The sequence below is a fragment of the Comamonas sp. FG99 genome, assembly GCF_057808605.1.
Genome location: NZ_JBMDII010000052.1, coordinates 1 through 16,014, shown reverse-complemented (window position 1 = coordinate 16,014; position 16,014 = coordinate 1). Strand labels below are relative to the sequence as shown.

The 16,014-nt window shown below is 55.6% G+C and carries 13 protein-coding genes and 2 pseudogenes; 12 read left to right on the top strand and 3 right to left on the bottom strand.

The features are described from left to right. Positions 1-592 precede the first annotated feature (592 nt). Together ACODRX_RS23655 and ACODRX_RS23650 are read left to right on the top strand one after the other, a co-directional pair. Positions 593-1,546, top strand: coding sequence for a hypothetical protein (locus ACODRX_RS23655; protein ID WP_488873992.1), 954 nt, complete (start codon positions 593-595; stop codon positions 1,544-1,546). Further along, a complete protein-coding gene (locus tag ACODRX_RS23650; RefSeq protein ID WP_488873991.1) occupies positions 1,543-2,253 on the top strand; it encodes an HIRAN domain-containing protein in 711 nt (236 codons plus the stop codon). Before ACODRX_RS23655 ends, ACODRX_RS23650 begins: the two co-directional genes overlap by 4 nt. Before the next feature lie 184 nt (positions 2,254-2,437). Here the strand turns inward: ACODRX_RS23650 and ACODRX_RS23645 are convergent, their stop codons facing one another. From ACODRX_RS23645 to ACODRX_RS23635, 3 genes are all read right to left on the bottom strand, one after another. Then, entirely contained in the window at positions 2,438-3,424 is a 987-nt protein-coding gene (locus ACODRX_RS23645; protein WP_488873990.1) for a tripartite tricarboxylate transporter substrate-binding protein, read from the bottom strand. A gap of 11 nt (positions 3,425-3,435) precedes the next feature. Next, the gene (locus ACODRX_RS23640; RefSeq protein WP_488873989.1) at positions 3,436-4,863 is read right to left on the bottom strand and encodes an amidase family protein; all 1,428 of its coding nucleotides are present in this window, start codon (positions 4,861-4,863) and stop codon (positions 3,436-3,438) included. Positions 4,864-4,971: 108 nt separating this feature from the next. Continuing rightward, positions 4,972-5,748 (bottom strand): FadR/GntR family transcriptional regulator, encoded by a 777-nt coding sequence (locus ACODRX_RS23635; protein ID WP_488873988.1) that lies wholly within the window; start codon positions 5,746-5,748, stop codon positions 4,972-4,974. Between the two features lie 200 nt (positions 5,749-5,948). Here ACODRX_RS23635 and ACODRX_RS23630 point away from each other — a divergent pair. The 10 genes and pseudogenes from ACODRX_RS23630 to ACODRX_RS23585 all read left to right on the top strand — a co-directional run. Then, a pseudogene (locus ACODRX_RS23630) lies at positions 5,949-6,573 on the top strand (integrase core domain-containing protein); the annotation flags it as partial. A gap of 165 nt (positions 6,574-6,738) precedes the next feature. Continuing rightward, positions 6,739-8,277 carry an anti-phage protein gene (locus tag ACODRX_RS23625; protein WP_488873987.1) on the top strand — a complete coding sequence of 513 codons (1,539 nt, stop codon included), beginning with the start codon at positions 6,739-6,741 and terminating at the stop codon, positions 8,275-8,277. 527 nt (positions 8,278-8,804) lie between these two features. Continuing rightward, positions 8,805-9,857: a DUF2971 domain-containing protein gene (locus ACODRX_RS23620; RefSeq protein WP_488873986.1), complete on the top strand. Its 1,053-nt coding sequence runs from the start codon at positions 8,805-8,807 to the stop codon at positions 9,855-9,857. Between the two features lie 26 nt (positions 9,858-9,883). Continuing rightward, positions 9,884-10,119: pseudogene (locus ACODRX_RS23615) on the top strand (IS481 family transposase); the annotation flags it as partial. Between the two features lie 337 nt (positions 10,120-10,456). Further along, positions 10,457-11,152, top strand: coding sequence for a hypothetical protein (locus tag ACODRX_RS23610; protein ID WP_488873985.1), 696 nt, complete (start codon positions 10,457-10,459; stop codon positions 11,150-11,152). Between the two features lie 795 nt (positions 11,153-11,947). Further along, positions 11,948-12,085 carry a hypothetical protein gene (locus ACODRX_RS23605; protein ID WP_488873984.1) on the top strand — a complete coding sequence of 46 codons (138 nt, stop codon included), beginning with the start codon at positions 11,948-11,950 and terminating at the stop codon, positions 12,083-12,085. A gap of 218 nt (positions 12,086-12,303) precedes the next feature. After that, positions 12,304-13,704, top strand: coding sequence for a beta-barrel domain-containing protein (locus ACODRX_RS23600; protein ID WP_488873983.1), 1,401 nt, complete (start codon positions 12,304-12,306; stop codon positions 13,702-13,704). 17 nt (positions 13,705-13,721) lie between these two features. Continuing rightward, positions 13,722-14,000: a hypothetical protein gene (locus ACODRX_RS23595; protein ID WP_488873982.1), complete on the top strand. Its 279-nt coding sequence runs from the start codon at positions 13,722-13,724 to the stop codon at positions 13,998-14,000. A 42-nt stretch (positions 14,001-14,042) separates the two neighbouring features. After that, a complete protein-coding gene (locus tag ACODRX_RS23590; protein ID WP_488873981.1) occupies positions 14,043-15,056 on the top strand; it encodes a radical SAM protein in 1,014 nt (337 codons plus the stop codon). Continuing rightward, complete coding sequence (locus ACODRX_RS23585; protein ID WP_488873980.1) at positions 15,053-16,006, top strand: cupin domain-containing protein; 954 nt, start codon at positions 15,053-15,055, stop codon at positions 16,004-16,006. The genes ACODRX_RS23590 and ACODRX_RS23585 overlap by 4 nt, the downstream gene beginning before the upstream one ends. Positions 16,007-16,014: the final 8 nt, after the last annotated feature.

Genomic DNA, 16,014 nt, shown 5'->3' with positions numbered 1-16,014 from the left:
TTCATCTGAGGCAATGCGCACCAGCGGCTTGCCCATTGTCACAAGTGCCGGCCCGCACGGCGCGAGGCGGGCCGTGGGCGTGCGGATCTGCACGGGGAGGCCGGCCGTGTGCCAGGAACCCGGATTGTTCCGCAACGGGCGGACTTTGTCTGTCCCTGAAATTGGTGATTGTGAGGGGCAAAGCGCAGGCCGAATCCGCGAAGCAGCCCAGCCTTTGGTGCCAGCTGTGGCGTTGCGCTGGCTTTGCTGATAATTTGAATGTCAACGTAAATTTTTCAAATGTTAGTATCGGCAAATTCTTTAGAGCTGCGAACACAACCCAGCAAATCGAAGATTTGCGGTTGAGACGAGGCGCGAAGCCGCAGGCAGTACGGTAGTACGACAAGGCTAGGCGCCCCCGACGAAGCAACGACGTATCAAGGGTTGTGCTCGCGGCTCTTAGTGGGGAGGGGAAATGAAGAAGAGACACTTGGAAGAAAGCTCCGTCCTCAGCCGCATACGGCATTGCCTGCAGCAACTAAATGCGCGCCATGGTGTCCCGGTAGTGCGCTACCGTTCGGCGCCGAGCCGCCAAGCGCTATGAGCCTTCAAGATGCTGAAACAGCAAGAGCTTATTGACGTACAAGGCTGGGAACTGGATCCCCAGTTCGCCATCTTCCCGCAAGGCGCCCGTGCCAAGGATGCGGTGTTCAGCCCCGATCATCCGCCCGAGCCATGCCTTACCCCCAGGAAGCGATACCTTTTCAAAAAATCAAAGAAGAGCTACCCCGACCAGTTCTGGGGTGAAGTCATTGCCTACCGCATTGGCTGTGCCATCGGCGTGGAGGTTCCACCCGCCTTTGCGGCCTGGAATTCGGCGACTGGCGTTTTCGCCGCTTTAATTGAGTGGTTCTATGTTGACGCGGAGGAGGTCAGCATCATGGCTGGCGATCTGCTTACCCGCATCCAACCCAACTTTGAGCGCAAAACCGGCGCTACGCACAATCTCCGCGATGCCACCATACTGATGCGCGGCCTGCTTGGGAGCCGCGCTATCGATAGAGCAGGTATGCCGTGGCGCCAGTGGTGGGCGAATACTCTGCTTTTCGACACCGTAATCGGCAACACCGACCGGCATCAAGATAATTGGGTGATCCTGCTTACGCTGGGAAACTTCCCCGAACTGCACAAGCGCATCCGGCTCGGCCCCTGCTTCGACAACGGCACCAGCTTGGGGCATGAACGCTTTGCCGACAGGGTCGCCAGTTGGGACGCCGCTGCCTTCGAGCGTTACGTCGACAAAGGAACACACCATATCAAATGGTCTCTGCAGGAGCCCATCCAAGGGCACTTTGAGCTACTGCAGCGAGTGGTGACCGAGTGGCCTGAAACCCGCCAGCGTTGTTGCGATATGGCTGCGGCATTGAACATTGACCAGCTAAACAGCGTACTATGCGACCTGCTGCACCTACAAGGCGCAGCCCCCTTAACCCAACAACGATACGACTTCATCCTGAAGCTCTTGAGCCACCGTATTGACCGGCTCAAGGCCCTATTGCTCACATGATTGCTCCGCTCTCCCACATTGCTGAACCTCAGGCCCTGCTTTTGGTCTGGCAGGGTACCGATGAATCCGATCATCAAAATCGCATTCGCCGGATTGTTGGGAAAATAACGCGCGAGCAAGAGACTGCAGCAAGACTGAAATACCTAGTCGATACAGACGACTTTCGCATTGCTGGCACGCAGGGTTTCATAGGCTATCCTGGGTTCCCCGCGTCAACCACGGAGCACTCGAGCGAGACAGTTCTGGAAGCGCTCATGCGCCGTCTGCCTCCCCGCCGGCGTGAAGACTTTGCCGACTACCTGGCCCTGCATCGCCTGCCGAACCCGTTCCCCTATTCGGACTTTGCATTGCTGGGGTACACCGGCGCCAAGCTGCCGAGCGATGGGTTCTCGATCGTGCCTGTGTTCGACCCAAACACGGCACCTTGCGACTACATACTCGAGGTGGCCGGCGTGCGCCATAACTGTGAACATGTGGAAGCAGTTTCCGCGGGCGACGAGGCGCAACTGCGGGTCGAGGCGGACAACGAATTCGATCCTGGTGCAATAGCCATCTACCATGGTGGCCGTAAGCTGGGCTACGTCAACCGCGCCCTGATACCGACCGTGACGAATTGGCTGGAGAACAAGACCGTGCATGCCACCGTCGAGCGCAAAAATGGAAAGCCGGCTCGCCCCCTCATCTACATCCGCCTGACCATTGAATAGCAATAGCGGGTGTAGATGTTTGCACTGGCGCATCGCCAAGGGCGGCTAGCTAGCCGCCATCCATGCGCTGGCCGAGCGCACCACCGAACACATGCGCATCCACCTGCCCAAGCGTTGAAGGGGGCGGGCGGCGGCATGTTTGGAACACAAGCCTGCCCCGCTGCCGCAGCCATGCCCAGGTGCGCTACTCGCCCCTGAAGCCCGATGCCTTGATCACCGGCGCCCATCTTGCGGCCAGTCCGGCCGCATACTTGTTGACCTCCTCGGCGCTGGAGCCCGGCACGAGGTCGTAGCCGGCGGTGGCCAGTTTTTCCTTCACATCAGGCAGCGCGAGCGCCTTGCGTATGGCCTGCGTCCACCGTGCAGCCGATTCCGGTGGCGTGCCCGAGCGCACGTACAGCAGGTAGCGGGAAGATGCCACCAGGTTCGGGAAGCCCTGCTCCGCGAAGGTTGGCACCTGGGGCAGCGCATCCGCCCGCTTTTCTCCAGCGACGGCAATGACGCGCAGCTTTCCCGAGCGATGGTGCTCGGTGAAGGTCGTGGTTGCATCCATGCCGGCCGCGATCTGGTTGCCAAGGAGCTCGGTCACCATTGCCGCTCCGCCCCGGTAGGGGGCCAGCGTGCTGTCGATATTCGCCTGCGCAACCAACTCGGCGGCCAGAAAGTGCAGCAGCGTGCCAAGGCTGCTGATGGCGATGGGGTAGTCCTGCGGGCGTGCCTTGGCGGCCCGAATGAAGTCGCCCAGGTTCTTGATGGGCGATGACGCGTTGACCACCAGCCCGAACTGCACGCCGGCAATATCGGTGAGCGCCTTGAAGTCGGCGGCCGGGTCGTAGCGCAGGTTGCGGTAGATCAGCGGTGCGATGATCATCGGGTCTACCGGCGCAAGCAGGGCCGCGCTGCCGTCTGCGGGGGCGTTCTTCAAGACCTCTGCCGCCAGCCGCGTACCGGCGCCTGGCCGGTTGTCCACGATGAGAGGCCGCCCGCCCATGTGGTCCTTCATCTTCTCCGCCAGCAGGCGGCCCATGTAGTCGGCAGCGCCCCCGGCAGGGAAGGGTACGAGTATCCGGTTGACCGCCTGGGCCAGGCCAAGCTGAGGCAGTGCCAACCCTGCCGCAGCCACGAAACCGCGGCGAGACAGCCGCGAAGCCTTGAGGAATGGAGCGTGCATGGTCATATCCTTCATTGGAGGGAGAAAAGCGGTTGATCGGGGCGCGTGGCAAAGCCCGCGGCCTGTTCGATGGCCGAGCCGGCCTGGAGCAGCAGGTCTTCGCGAAAGCGCCATGCCACCAGTTGCACCCCTAGCGGAATACCGCCAGCCAGCCCCGTTGGGACCGACAGGCCGGGCATGCCGAGCATGGCGGTGGACAGCAGCGGGCTCTGGGCCGCGATGAGGGCCTGCGCTTGTTCGAGGCTGGCGATATCCGCATCCTGTACGGCTGGGGGCTGCCAGGAGACCGGCATGAGCACCAGGGGATACCGCTCAAGAAAGACGGACCAGCTTCTGGCCAGCGCCTGTCGTCGCGCAAGCGCATCGAGAAAGCCATCCCGGTCGGTTTCTGGCATGCCGGCCAGCATGTAGGCCTGGCTGCGCTGCATGGCCGCGTCGCCATGCTGCTGCACGCCGGCGATGATGCTGCGCCGGCTGTCGTCGTTGATGAGCAGCCGCCACAGCTGCGCGGCCTCCAGGAAGTGGGGCAGGGTGGCTTCTTCCACCGCATACCCCGCTGCTTGCAGCCAGCGTGCGGCATCTTGCAGTGCCTGGTCGACGGCTGGGTGGATGGGCACACCAGCGCAGCGCCTGAACAATGCCACGCGGATTGGCCCAGGCGGCGCAGGCAGCTCCAGTGGAACTGGAGCCCAATTCGGGTCGCGTGCATCGGGCTGCGCCATGGCGTGGTAGCCGAGCTTCAGGTCAGCCATGGTGCGAGCCAGAGGCCCTTGTACAGACATCAGCTGCGGGGTAATGCTGCGCTCGGCCGTGGCGCTGGGGTTGTAGGCGGGTATGCGGCCAGCCGTGGGCCGCAGGCCTGCCACACCGCAGGCGTATGCGGGGTAGCGGATGGAGCCGCCAATGTCGTTGCCGTGGGCCAGTGCACCCATGCCGCTGGCAACGGCTGCCGCCGCGCCGCCGCTGGAGCCGCCGGGCGTGATTTCCGGGTTCCACGGATTGAGGGTGCGCCCATGCACGGCGTTGTCGGTGAACCAGCGCGACGAATAGGTGGCAGTATTGCTACGCCCGACGATGATGGCGCCTGCCCGGCGCAAGTGCGCCACCACCGGCGCGTCCTCAGGGGCAAGATGATTGCGCAATGTGACCACGCCATTGGTTGTGGCATGGCCCGCCTGGTCCACATTGACCTTGATGGTGACCGGCACGCCATGCAGCGGGCCGAGCGGAGCGCCGCTGGCGCTCAGCCGATCGGCCGCATCCGCGCATTGCAGGGCCTCATGCGCCAGCACTTCGGCCAATGCGTTGATGCGTGGATTCATGGCTTCGATGCGGGCCAGCGTGCTGGCCGCGACTTCCCTGCATGAAATATCGCGGCGGCGCACGGCCGCCGCGATTGCGGTGGCAGGCCATTGCCACACTGGGGTATCTGTCTTCATGGTTTGGTCTCCTGGGCGTTGGGCAAAAGCGATCCCCGCCCCGCGCAATGGCGGGGTGCGGACGGTGATTCGTAAGGGCGGCGTGAGCTCTGGCGAGCGCGCAATGCCTCAGTCTGGCGGGGCTACCAGCAGGCGCTCCCGGTTGACGCGGATTTCCGCCTCAAGGGCCAGCTTCTCGGCGCGCTCAACGTGTTCGCGCATCAGTTCGCGCGCACGCTGCGCATCCCGCGCCCGGAACGCCTCCATCAAGGCCGAGTGGCTATGGAAGACGTCTTCGTCAAATGCCTCAAAGCCTTCCTGTGCATTGCGCACCACGAGCACGCGCCGGATGATGTCGTTGAGCAACCGGCAAAACAGCGCCAGCATGGGGCTGTCGCACGCATCGGCAAGCCGGTCATGGAACACCAGATCGGCCTCGCGCCGTTCGTTCCAATCGGTGCTGCCGCCATGCCCTGGATGGCTTGCCCCGATGAGTGCCTCCAGCGCGTCGAGCTCGGCGTCGCAGAGGCGGGGCGCGACATTCGCGGCCAACTCTGGCTCGACCGCGCGCCGCAGCGCATACAGCGTCACGATGTCGACCGGCTCGAAATACATGTAGTTCGAGACCGCTTCGAGGCAGCGGTCGTAGGAGGGCTGTGTCAGCGTCGCCCCCCCATTGGGGCCCGTGCTGTTCACGATCAGGCCTTGGGACTGCAGTGTTGCCAGCGCTTCGCGCACGGTGCTGCGGGCGACGCCCATCTGCTCAATCAGGGCGGCTTCTTTCGGCAGCTTGTCGCCGACTTTCTTGCGCGATTGGACGATCCAACGCTTGATGTCGTTGACGACCTGGATGGATCTCGTCAGGCGCTTGGTGGAGGAAATCTGTGGCGGAGCATTGGGAGGCATGCGAGCAATCTAATTAATGATCATAAATATCATAATTACATCGTCGGCGGGCTTGCTCAATGCGGGTATTCCCGAGGGCTGCAGGCGCATGTGCTGGGTGATGGCGCAAACGCCACGTGTGAGAACCCGCAGCACGCGCGCTGTTTGCTCCAAGATCGTCAGCGCCAGCGTGCCCGTGCGACGCCTCGGCATTCCCCGGGCAAACGGTCTGCAAGTCAGCACGGAAGACGCTGGATGCTCAGCTGCGGCGCGCCCTGCTGCTGCCCCTGGATGACCTGCTGGCCGTGACACATGAGTTCAGCTGTGCCGATCTCGCGCGCCCGGGTCTGGATCGGTGCCTGCGCCGCCGTGCTGTGGGCAACCTCAATGCCCTCAAGCCCCGGCAGCCAGCGCCTGCCCACAAGGCCTTCAAGAGTTGTGAGCCAGGCTATGTGCGCATTGGGGCTTGGTGCCGACAATGGCAGACAACTACTATGCATTTACTACGGCAAGGAGTTCACGGACCGCCTGCTCGCCAGCAGTCAGCGCGAACCCATTGGCAAGTATGAATTCGATCAACTGTGCCAGCAACTGGGCATAGAGCACCGGCTGACAAGCCTAGGACCTCGAGAACCAATGGCATGGTGGCGCGCTTCAACGGGCGCATAGCGGACGTTCTGAAGACGCACCGCTTCAACAGCGGCGAGGACATGGAGCAGACCTTGCTGCGCTATGTGGCGCTGTACAACCACCAGTTGCCGCAGTCAGCGCTGGGCAGCAAGACGCCTATGCAGGCCATGAAACTGGGTACCCGCAGCGCCGGATCTGTTCCACAAGCGTCCATAAAATGTGCATATGACGCTGAAGTCTGCTCAGTCTGTCTTGGTCCCTGGGCGTGAAATCTGACACATTTTGACGTAGAGCCTACGATTTGTCATGGCCGCATGCATTAAAGCGGGAATTGTCCTTTAGACTACCGAACTGTGTATTTTTTTGCTTGGATGCGAAAAAATGACCCTTATTAAAAATCTCAATTTCAACGGCAATCCCTTCGAACATTACACGGCTGAAACAGAGCCGGATATTGCTGAGTATGCGGTCCGCCCCCCGTACCTTCAGGCGATCTCCGCACGCGCCTATGGGCTGAGCTCCTTCATACTGTTTGGCGAGCGCGGGGCTGGGAAGAGTGCAACGAGGCTTACGGTATACAAAGAGATTTGGGACAAAATAGGACCTGACCCCGCCAATGCGAAAGGACTTCCGTTCGCGGTAAATCTCACCGATTTCTCTCAGCTTCAAGGCCAGCTGAAGAAGAATCAGCTGACAGAGCGTGACATTGTCGCAATTGTTGCGTTCGCTGTGGTCGAGCAGATGTTAGTATGGCTTTCCGAAGTGCCGGATTATCTCCGCAGTAAGCTGATTGATGGAATGGCGCGTTCAGATAGAGCGCTGGTATATGCGCTCATCGAGGGATTTTATCTATCTGTTCCGGAAATGGATCGTGAGGTCAGCACTACGGACGCACTTAAGCTGCTTAACAGTGCTTGGACGAAGACGGGCAAAATTTGGGTCGCGGCGCGTTGGGATGCATTAAGCCAAGTTATCGGCGCTGCAATTAATGCGATCTCCAAGAAATCATTTGGTACCGAAGATATTTCGGGGCCGGCAGAGCAGTTGCTAAAGTCGCTTAAAGGGGAATCGGCACACGCCTCTCGCGCAATTTTGAACAAACTCGTTGATTTTACTCGCGTATTTGGCTTTCAGGGAGTAACCGTTCTTGTAGATAAGTTGGATGAAACAGCAGCGACATCCAACTCCGCAGAAGCGACAGCGCGACTAATTCATCCTTTGTTAGCACATATCCAGCTTCTGGAGATCGATGGATTTTCCTGGCTAATGTTTTTATGGAACAATTTGCGATTGCACTTCAATGGTGACAAGTATTCCGTGCGTCTGGATAAAATCGCGCATGCTGACATTACCTGGACCGAGGAAAATCTTCAACAGATGTTGGAGAATAGGGTTAGTTTTTTTTCTAATAAGAAATTGACCTTCAAAGATATTTTTGATCCTGATTTGGAAATGTCCACAGTGGCCGGTCAAGTTATCTATATTTCACAGAAGTCTCCACGAGAACTTATTAAATTGCTGGACACGGTTTTTCGTGAACACGACGCGCGCGGGAATGCGGCCCCTATTGTTATCGATCAAGCGTCACTCGATGCTGGACAAGATAAATATTCTACGCAGACTATTGGTGAATGGTATCCCAAAGAGCTTCTGCAACAAGTTCTCCGTGTTGGAAAAACTAGCTTCATCAACAAGGATGTACAGCAAATTTTCAAAATCGGAGATCAGGGCGCGCGCGTCAAGATCAAGAATTGGGAAGATAGTGGCCTAGTCTCCAAGGATGGCACTGCGGCCAACGATATGGGAGCAAAGCAGGCATATAAATATGTTGTGGCGGATCCTCGGATCGTTCGGATTATTGAACGACGTCTTGATGAGGTGGTCGGTGTGGCCATAGCGGGAGATAATGAAGGCGAATGATGGTGTTTTGGGATAGGTTTCGTCGGGCACTGCTGGCCAGGTAAGATGGCTCGGCCAAGCAGAATGCAGGCTTTTTTGTAGCGTTAAAGTTCGCTTCTGGTTGTGGATTCAACCGGTTGATAAGAGTCGGGACGCGAGAGGAGTGTGGGCATTACTTCGGTCGGTCACGCCGCTGGATTCAATGGTCAGCGTGCGGTTCCCCGGGCCACAGATCTACTCCGTAGTTCGGTAGTCGTGCAGCTATGCCGTTGAGCTATTTCAGGCAAAAATAATGAGCATATTGCCCGGGGTCGGTGTGGTTCAACGGTGGTTTCGGTGCACGGGGCAGTCGAGTGAAGAAGCGAAGAAAAAGCGTTAAAATTCTTCTCGCTACTGAAGGGACACCGGTGCGTCGCCTGTTTTGAAAATCCGCGTGTCCGTGGTTCGATTCCGCGCCAGGCCACTAGGAATCTAAGCCCCTGCATCAGAAATGGTGCGGGGGGCTTTTCTATATCAATGCATCAGCTCTAAGATCTACGAAGTTTGCTATGAAAATCGAAGCATTGCGCCTCCAACTGGTCGACTGGCTTGTAGCGAAAATTCAGAGTCAGTCTGGACTAGACCCTGAGATGAAAGTGTACCGGATTGTCGACTTCTTTGCGGCAGCTCAGATCTTGGAACAGCGTCGTTTGTGGCTAACGCAGGTCTCGAAGTACGACGACGCAAACGAGGGTATTGATCGCTTTCTAGTTGCTCTGTACATCGCCAACAGGGGGGTGGGGAGCTGGGGCGTATCTGATGAGCTATCAGCACAGAGATTTGTTGAGTTGGAGCGCGCTTGTAGGTATGTTTCTTGTTGGTCGAAGACACCCGAGTCTCATGCGATGTGGGCCATGTACTCGCCTGACAAGGCGGGTGTAAAGCTTCAAACGTCTGTCGGTAAGTTACATCGGGCATCTGCTGAAGCCATGGCGGAAGATTGGATTGCAGCGTACAGCGTGAGGGACCCTAGCAAGACACATAGGTCGAGAGTGACGGCATGTGATGTGATTTCAGCCAACTACGTCGATGTTTTTGGGTTGACCAAAAGACTGAGCAGGCGGGCCCGCTTGATTCAGCGTCTCGTAGCCCCTCCTTCCACTTTGGGGCGGAAGAGGTTGCCTAATAGAAAGTTCAATTGGGCCAGCTTGCTTTCGGATTTCCGCAGGAAGATATTCTTCAAGCACGAGGCGTATTGGTATGAGGATGAAGTCAGAATTTGCCTAAAAATCGGATGGGAACCAGCAATGTCTGCTGTTGGAGAGGTTGGGGCGTTTTATGAATTCTTCAGGCGCGGCGTTGCAGGGGCTGAGGATGAACTGGATGCATTGTTCTCTATTGGTGAGACGGTAGGATTGTCTGATGTGGCAGATAGCCGTCCGTTCTGTACTGTGCCTGCGGTAGCAGGATTTATTGAGTCGGTAACAATCGACCCGCGCTGCCCCGCGCACAAGCGAGCGTTTATGCAGCATTTTTTTGCCAAGCATAGCGTTTGTATGATCGATTCCCATGCCTTCGGCATGGCATACAAGAGCTTGGCTGGATATCCTGATTTGGCTTAGTGGGAAGCACGCGGAAGACGCTGGATGCTCAGCTGCGGCGCGCCCTGCTGCTGCCCCTGGATGACCTGCTGGCCGTGACACGTGAGATCATCTGTGCCGATCTCTCGCGCCCGGGCCTGGACGGGTGCCTGCACCGCCATGCAGTAGGCAACCTCAATGCCCTCAAGCCCAGCAGCCAGCACCTGCCCACAAGGCCTTCAAGAGCTGTGAGCCGGGTTATGTACGCATGGATGTGAAGTACCTGCCCCAGATGCAGGATCAACCGCCCTTGGGGCGGGTCACCGACAGCGGACGCTCGATGCAAGAGCAGCAAGTTGGCGGGCGAGAAAACCCGAGTTGTTCAAGAGGCGCGTTTACAACCAGTCGGGATCTGACAATTAGATTCACTACAATAGTACGATATTGTCGTCGATCACTGCGCTTGCACTAAACGGCATAAAGAACCGTGGCTTCTACGTTGTAGTTCAACTTAATACTGATCCAGCCGATGCGACGCAATAGCGGCTGATTTCGGCTAAAGGGGCTCAATCAGTGCAGCCTTGTTTTACAGTGATGGGAGTGAAATTTTGCCCAAATACTATAGCTTGATAACCGAGAGTATGACCCTCTCCCGACGGGCAGGAGCTGGCGCAATAATTCCCGCGGGCTTCAAGGATCTTAGTGCATCCATAGTCTCATCATGCTCATTTTTGCAGAGTCTTCTTCAACAGATAATCTACGTAACGCACGGTGCTGAACTTGATGCAGCAAAGCGTACCTTGAAGGATTTTCCGAATCCCAAAGCGAGAATAGATTTCCTCTGCTCATTTCCATACAGCGAGGCTGATCCAGTTATTTTGTCTGTATTTGACTATGCAAGATTTTTATTTCGAGACCTGTACGAACTCAGGAACATCTTGTCGCACGAGGTGTGGGCATCTAGCGATGATTATGGCGATGCCGTCATTTTCTCCAGCTTGGACGAAGAGGCTAGGTTATTGATGGTTTCTGGTCGGATGTGGCATATCGAGAATATGGCATCCAAAGAGGTTTTCGACGCCGCGGTTCGGTATATTCGGAGTGTGAAAATTGTAGCCACTGCTGACCTTCATACTGCGATGGACGATGCTAATTGGTGTTCATGGATTCTCATGCAAATTAGCAATTTTCTCAATGAGCAGGATCCTGCGAAAAAAGCAGAAGCGCGACAGCTTTTCCTTCACTCCAAGAGGACATCTCACCTCTTTGTAGGCACGCCACCGACTGCTGAACCCCTAAATTTTTACGCCTCTAGGAGAAAAATCATTAAGGGTTGAATCGTGGAAGATAAGTGCTCTGCAAAAATCTGGAGTATTCAGGGCCTTGTCTTCGCCAGTTGACAGCGTACTCGACATCGGTTTTTACGTCAAACTTCCGCTTCGAGTTCAAAATGCCGGTCCTCGTGACGGAGAAACAGTCGTTGGCGCGGTGCTAATTGGGCAGCAGAGGACCTTACGACCGCAGCACCTCGCACAGCCGCCACTCGGGTCAGCGCCAGTCGCCGTGCCCAACTGTCGCTTTGTGGAAGCGAAAGTGAGTTTGTCCGACGGCACTCACTGGCAAAAGTCGCTGCAGTCCTCACTCTGGGCGCATCGGTCACAGGCGCCAGGGTATTTCTCCTCCCACCGACCAGGCGCCCCGGCGGCTGACGATTGCCTGAGTCTCCCGGTTGGTGGCAAGCGCCTTGGTTGGTGTGCTGGCATGCAGCTTCGCTCCCCCAGATGAATGTGAGCAGGCCTCCGTCCTCGCAACGCCTCAAAACGCTCCGAAACTGCACCTGCTGACTCAGCGGCACATGCGGCTGCAAATCCAATTGTTGTGAGTGGCGGCTTCGTGGCTGCCAGTTATTCAAGATGCGAATGGCTTTGATTGGCAAATCTCTAGCTCGTTTGACAGTGTGATCAAAGTAACGATTATCTGCTTCATTGCTTGGGTGCTGGCTATTTGTGTTCAATATTACTCACTAGATGAAAGTGAGTGTAATGAACAAAATTTAGTGTTGATGAAAGCTGCGTTTGCACCGTAAACTTGCCCAAAAATAAAACGATAAAAATCTGGATGGAAAAAAGTTGATGCTGCGCCTGATCGCCATGGCCGCAGGACAGCTTGCCGGTGAAAGCAATAGCAATAGCAAGAGCAGTCGTGAGTCACATGAAGGTAAATGTGATATTTCGCGAGAAATATCAGTGGTGACCGCTGCTGCCCGGTAAGTTTATTCAAAGAAAATAGCAAATATCCCAGCGAGAGTGGCTGCTGACCGGTTTGGTAACCATTGCCAAAGGCCGGTCTGTTGGCGAAAGCAATATCAATCGCGAATCATCCGATAGCCAATATGGTATCGGGTGGGTTGTGTTGGTTGCGATTGCCGTTGCTCTATAAAACCGTTCATAGAAACGAGATGGGAAATCTCCAAATGGGAGGGGTAACGATGAGCCTGATAGCAGCAGCCGCAGGGCAGCCTGCCGGCGAGAAAGGCAGCAACTGTGACGCGCGGCGCACCACTGCGGGCAATGGGTATTCGTCACAAGAGCGTGCGGTAAGGGGTGCATCTTTATTCCGCCCCGAGAGCAATACGGCACGGCCCAGCCAGCTCTATGGCCCGGTTACCCTTGCCCGTCCCTGGAGCAGTTGGGTTTTGGTAGGCATTACTACGGTGATTCTGGCCAGCGGGCTTATCTATGCCTTTTTAGGCTCTTACACAAAGCGTGTGACGGTTGGGGGCATTCTTTTGCCTGAGAGTGGAGTGATTCGTATTCATTCTGCGGTTAATGGCGTTGTGCAACAGTCTTTTGTGCGCGAAGGCCAGCAGGTTGCGCAGGGCGATGTCTTGATGGTGGTTGGCGAAGACAAGCAAATCGCTGCGGGCGCGGGTGCCCGGCGCCTGGCTCAATCGCAGAGCGATCTGATGCAAAAGCGCCGTGACAGCCTGGGCAGAACCGTCAACGCCATTCGCCTGGCTGGGCAAGAGAACGAGCGCAACCTGCACCAACGCATAGAACGAATCAAGGAGCAGCAGCTTCGCAATGTGGACGAGACTGCGCTGCTTGCTGAACGGGCGGTATCTGCGCAGGCGGTGGCCGACCGCTTTTTGCAGTTAGTTGAGGCAAAGGCCGCTTCATCCGTGGAATTGCACGAGCGCGAAGAGCAGGCCAATCTTATTAAGGCCCAGCTCATCACGTCTAGGCGGCAGAAGGCCGATCTGGCCATTGCACTTGTCGCCGCCAGGGGCGAGCTGGATCAGAACCGGGCGCGGGTCGAAACACAACTATCGGATTTCGAGAGAGAGCTGGCTACGCTGGACCAGCAAATGGCAGAAGTTCATTCGCGCGAAGCCTTGGCCATTACCGCACCCATGGCTGGCACTGTCGCGGCCCTGAATATTCAACCAGGCCAGCCGACTGGCGCCGCGCCGCTGTTGGTTCTATTGCCCGAGGGCGCATCGCTTATCGCGCAGCTATATGCGCCATCACGGGCTATCGGCTTTATTGAGCCTGGCCAGCAGGTTCGGATGCGTTTTCACGCCTTTCCCTATCAGAAATTCGGCCAGCATGAGGGCGTGGTCACCGAAGTGACGCGCAGTCCGCTATCACCGTCAGAAATATTCGAGAAGCTGCGGGCTGCCAGTGCCAATGGCTCCGTGGCAGCAGCGGAGCCAGAGGGTTTATATCGGGTCAGCGTTCGCTTGCATGCGCAGGACTTTACTGCAGAGGGGCGTCAAATTCAACTGCTCCCCGGCATGACGTTTGATGCGGATGTACTTCAAGAGCGCCGAAAAATCATTGATTGGTTGCTCGATCCTTTGCGGGGCCTTGCCAAGAGAATTGATTAGTGATGCGGATTGGTGTCATGTCCTACCATGTAAGTGGACAAAATTTAGGAGTTTTTATGAGTGAAAAGAATGTGCTATTGCCCCCTGTGGATATACAGAAAATTAAATTTGACTCTCACGGGGGCTATGAAATTGTAGAGTTGACTGAAGCGGAGTTGATGGATATTTCTGGTGGAGAAGAAACGTCAAATAAAGTTTGTCCGGGTTCTGGCACTAGGATTAATATTGGCTATTGTCCCCTAAATGATAGATGTGACCCAAAGAATAGTCCTGGCGAAGACACTGATGAGGCGTGATGTGAAATCCGGGGGGAAACCCCCTTTCCCAAGAGGTTTGTGATGGTGAAAGAAGAAGTTCAGATGATGCGAAGCCTGGCTCCGGGTATGTTTCATCTTATCGTAATGCCTACAGAGCAATGCAATTTTCGCTGCACCTATTGCTATGAGGACTTTTCTGTAGGGAGAATGCAACCTGAAACCGTAGCTTCGCTCAAGGAGTTCATGGCGCGCCGCATTAAGGGGCTGCGTGCTTTGAATATTGAATGGTTCGGGGGAGAGCCATTGGCGGCGCGTGACATAGTGCTTGATCTTAGCGAGTATGCATATCGTCTTTGTCAAGAAAATAATGTACTGCTCACAGGTGCGGCCACAACCAATGGTTATTTGCTCACAAAAGATCTTGCGGAAAATCTTGCCTGCTTTGGCTTTGTGAGCTACCAAATTACATTGGATGGCGATCAGGATCAGCATAACCGAACACGCGTTCTTGCCTCTGGTGCTCCAACATTTGCAAGAATTTGGAATAATCTTATTGCGCTACGTGAGTCCACGATTCCGGTTCGTGTGATGCTCCGGCTGCATTTAACTCCAGAAAACTACGAGTCGATGCGAAGGCTGGTGCTCAGGCTTCGTGAAGAGCTGCTTGTGGATTCGCGCTTCTCGATCATCATTCGGCAAATAGAAAACCTGGGTGGGCCCAATGCCAGTGCCATCCGAACCATCACCAAGGCACAAACCGTACAACGTACGCGTGAGCTTATGGCGCTGGCCTATCCGGATGCGATTGCTAGTCCAGAGGAGCGAAAAAATCCGCTTCTGATTTGCTATGCGAGCAGACCCAACTCAGTGGTGGTTCGTGCCACGGGGGATATTGCAAAATGCACGGTGGCTTTCGGCCTGCCTGGTAATCGGGTCGGAAAACTGGAGCCTGGTGGTGCCATTAACTTAGATCAAGATAAGATGCAGAGCTGGATGCGCGGCTTCGCAAGCGGTGATCAGGTTGAACTGCAATGCCCGGCCCAAAATTACCCCACTCATGCTAGAAAAATAATACCAATTGGGAGGGCACTATGAGCAATATTATAGAATTTATGATTGGGCAGGAAGAATTCATGATGAATTATTCCGATCAGCGCCCATGCCTTGTTCGGGCTGCTGTAAAGAAAGATTTTGTCAGCTGGTTGGATGTGAATAGGGCCATCCATGCAACGCCGCCGACTCAGCCAAATTTGAAAGTCCATCTTAAAGGAGTTATTCCTGAGTCTGAGTATGTGGAAGATCATTTTATTGTCGGCCACCCCAAAAGACGTATCAATAGAGATGCCTTTTATGGTTTGTTGCAGCAAGGGGCAACCCTTGTGCTTAACCGGTTTGATGAGAGATTTTATCAGCTAAGAGAGTTATGCTCCGAAGTGGCGGCATTCACAAACAGTGAGACGCTTGCTAATGGCTATGTTAATTTTTCTAATGTGGGTGGTTTTGGGCTTCATTGGGATACTCATGATGTAATGGCGGTGCAGTTGCTTGGCAAGAAGCGTTGGCTTGTTTATGAACCTACATTTCCTTACCCATTGGCAGGGCAAAAGAGTGCCGAATTCAAGCATTTGCAACCTACAGAGCCTGTTCTCGATGTTGTGTTGGAGTCGGGTGACTTGCTGTATGTGCCGCGTGGCTGGTGGCATAACGCTATTCCTATTGGGGAGACGTTTCATGTTGCCATTGGTGTACATGGAACAACCATGATGGATTATGTGAAATGGCTTAGTGCGCGGGTGCTGATTAATTTGATTGCGTTTCGGCGCTCAGCCCGAACAGGCCTGGAGAGATCGGCAGAAAAGGATGAAGCCGCAGAGCTCTTGTATTCGGCCATGCGCGATCCCAAGAATTTTGAAATTTTCTATCGTGAAAATGAAAAAATGATGCGTTTTAACGCGAATTTTCAGAATTTGGAAATAGAGAATTTTGGAAGACCTCTAAGGAAGGTCTGCAAAACCTCTCGTCAATCCGACTGGTGTGCAACCTGAGGAGCAAG

Excerpts from the sequence above, each read along its gene's own strand:
- ACODRX_RS23625 (WP_488873987.1), top strand. The coding sequence starts at position 6,739 with ATGACCCTTATTAAAAATCTCAATTTCAACGGCAATCCCTTCGAACAT.
- ACODRX_RS23640 (WP_488873989.1), bottom strand. The coding sequence starts at position 4,863 with ATGAAGACAGATACCCCAGTGTGGCAATGGCCTGCCACCGCAATCGCG.
- ACODRX_RS23635 (WP_488873988.1), bottom strand. The coding sequence starts at position 5,748 with ATGCCTCCCAATGCTCCGCCACAGATTTCCTCCACCAAGCGCCTGACG.
- ACODRX_RS23600 (WP_488873983.1), top strand. The coding sequence starts at position 12,304 with ATGAGCCTGATAGCAGCAGCCGCAGGGCAGCCTGCCGGCGAGAAAGGC.
- ACODRX_RS23610 (WP_488873985.1), top strand. The coding sequence starts at position 10,457 with ATGACCCTCTCCCGACGGGCAGGAGCTGGCGCAATAATTCCCGCGGGC.
- ACODRX_RS23655 (WP_488873992.1), top strand. The coding sequence starts at position 593 with ATGCTGAAACAGCAAGAGCTTATTGACGTACAAGGCTGGGAACTGGAT.
- ACODRX_RS23595 (WP_488873982.1), top strand. The coding sequence starts at position 13,722 with ATGTCCTACCATGTAAGTGGACAAAATTTAGGAGTTTTTATGAGTGAA.
- ACODRX_RS23585 (WP_488873980.1), top strand. The coding sequence starts at position 15,053 with ATGAGCAATATTATAGAATTTATGATTGGGCAGGAAGAATTCATGATG.
- ACODRX_RS23620 (WP_488873986.1), top strand. The coding sequence starts at position 8,805 with ATGAAAATCGAAGCATTGCGCCTCCAACTGGTCGACTGGCTTGTAGCG.
- ACODRX_RS23645 (WP_488873990.1), bottom strand. The coding sequence starts at position 3,424 with ATGCACGCTCCATTCCTCAAGGCTTCGCGGCTGTCTCGCCGCGGTTTC.
- ACODRX_RS23590 (WP_488873981.1), top strand. The coding sequence starts at position 14,043 with ATGGTGAAAGAAGAAGTTCAGATGATGCGAAGCCTGGCTCCGGGTATG.
- ACODRX_RS23605 (WP_488873984.1), top strand. The coding sequence starts at position 11,948 with ATGCTGCGCCTGATCGCCATGGCCGCAGGACAGCTTGCCGGTGAAAGC.
- ACODRX_RS23650 (WP_488873991.1), top strand. The coding sequence starts at position 1,543 with ATGATTGCTCCGCTCTCCCACATTGCTGAACCTCAGGCCCTGCTTTTG.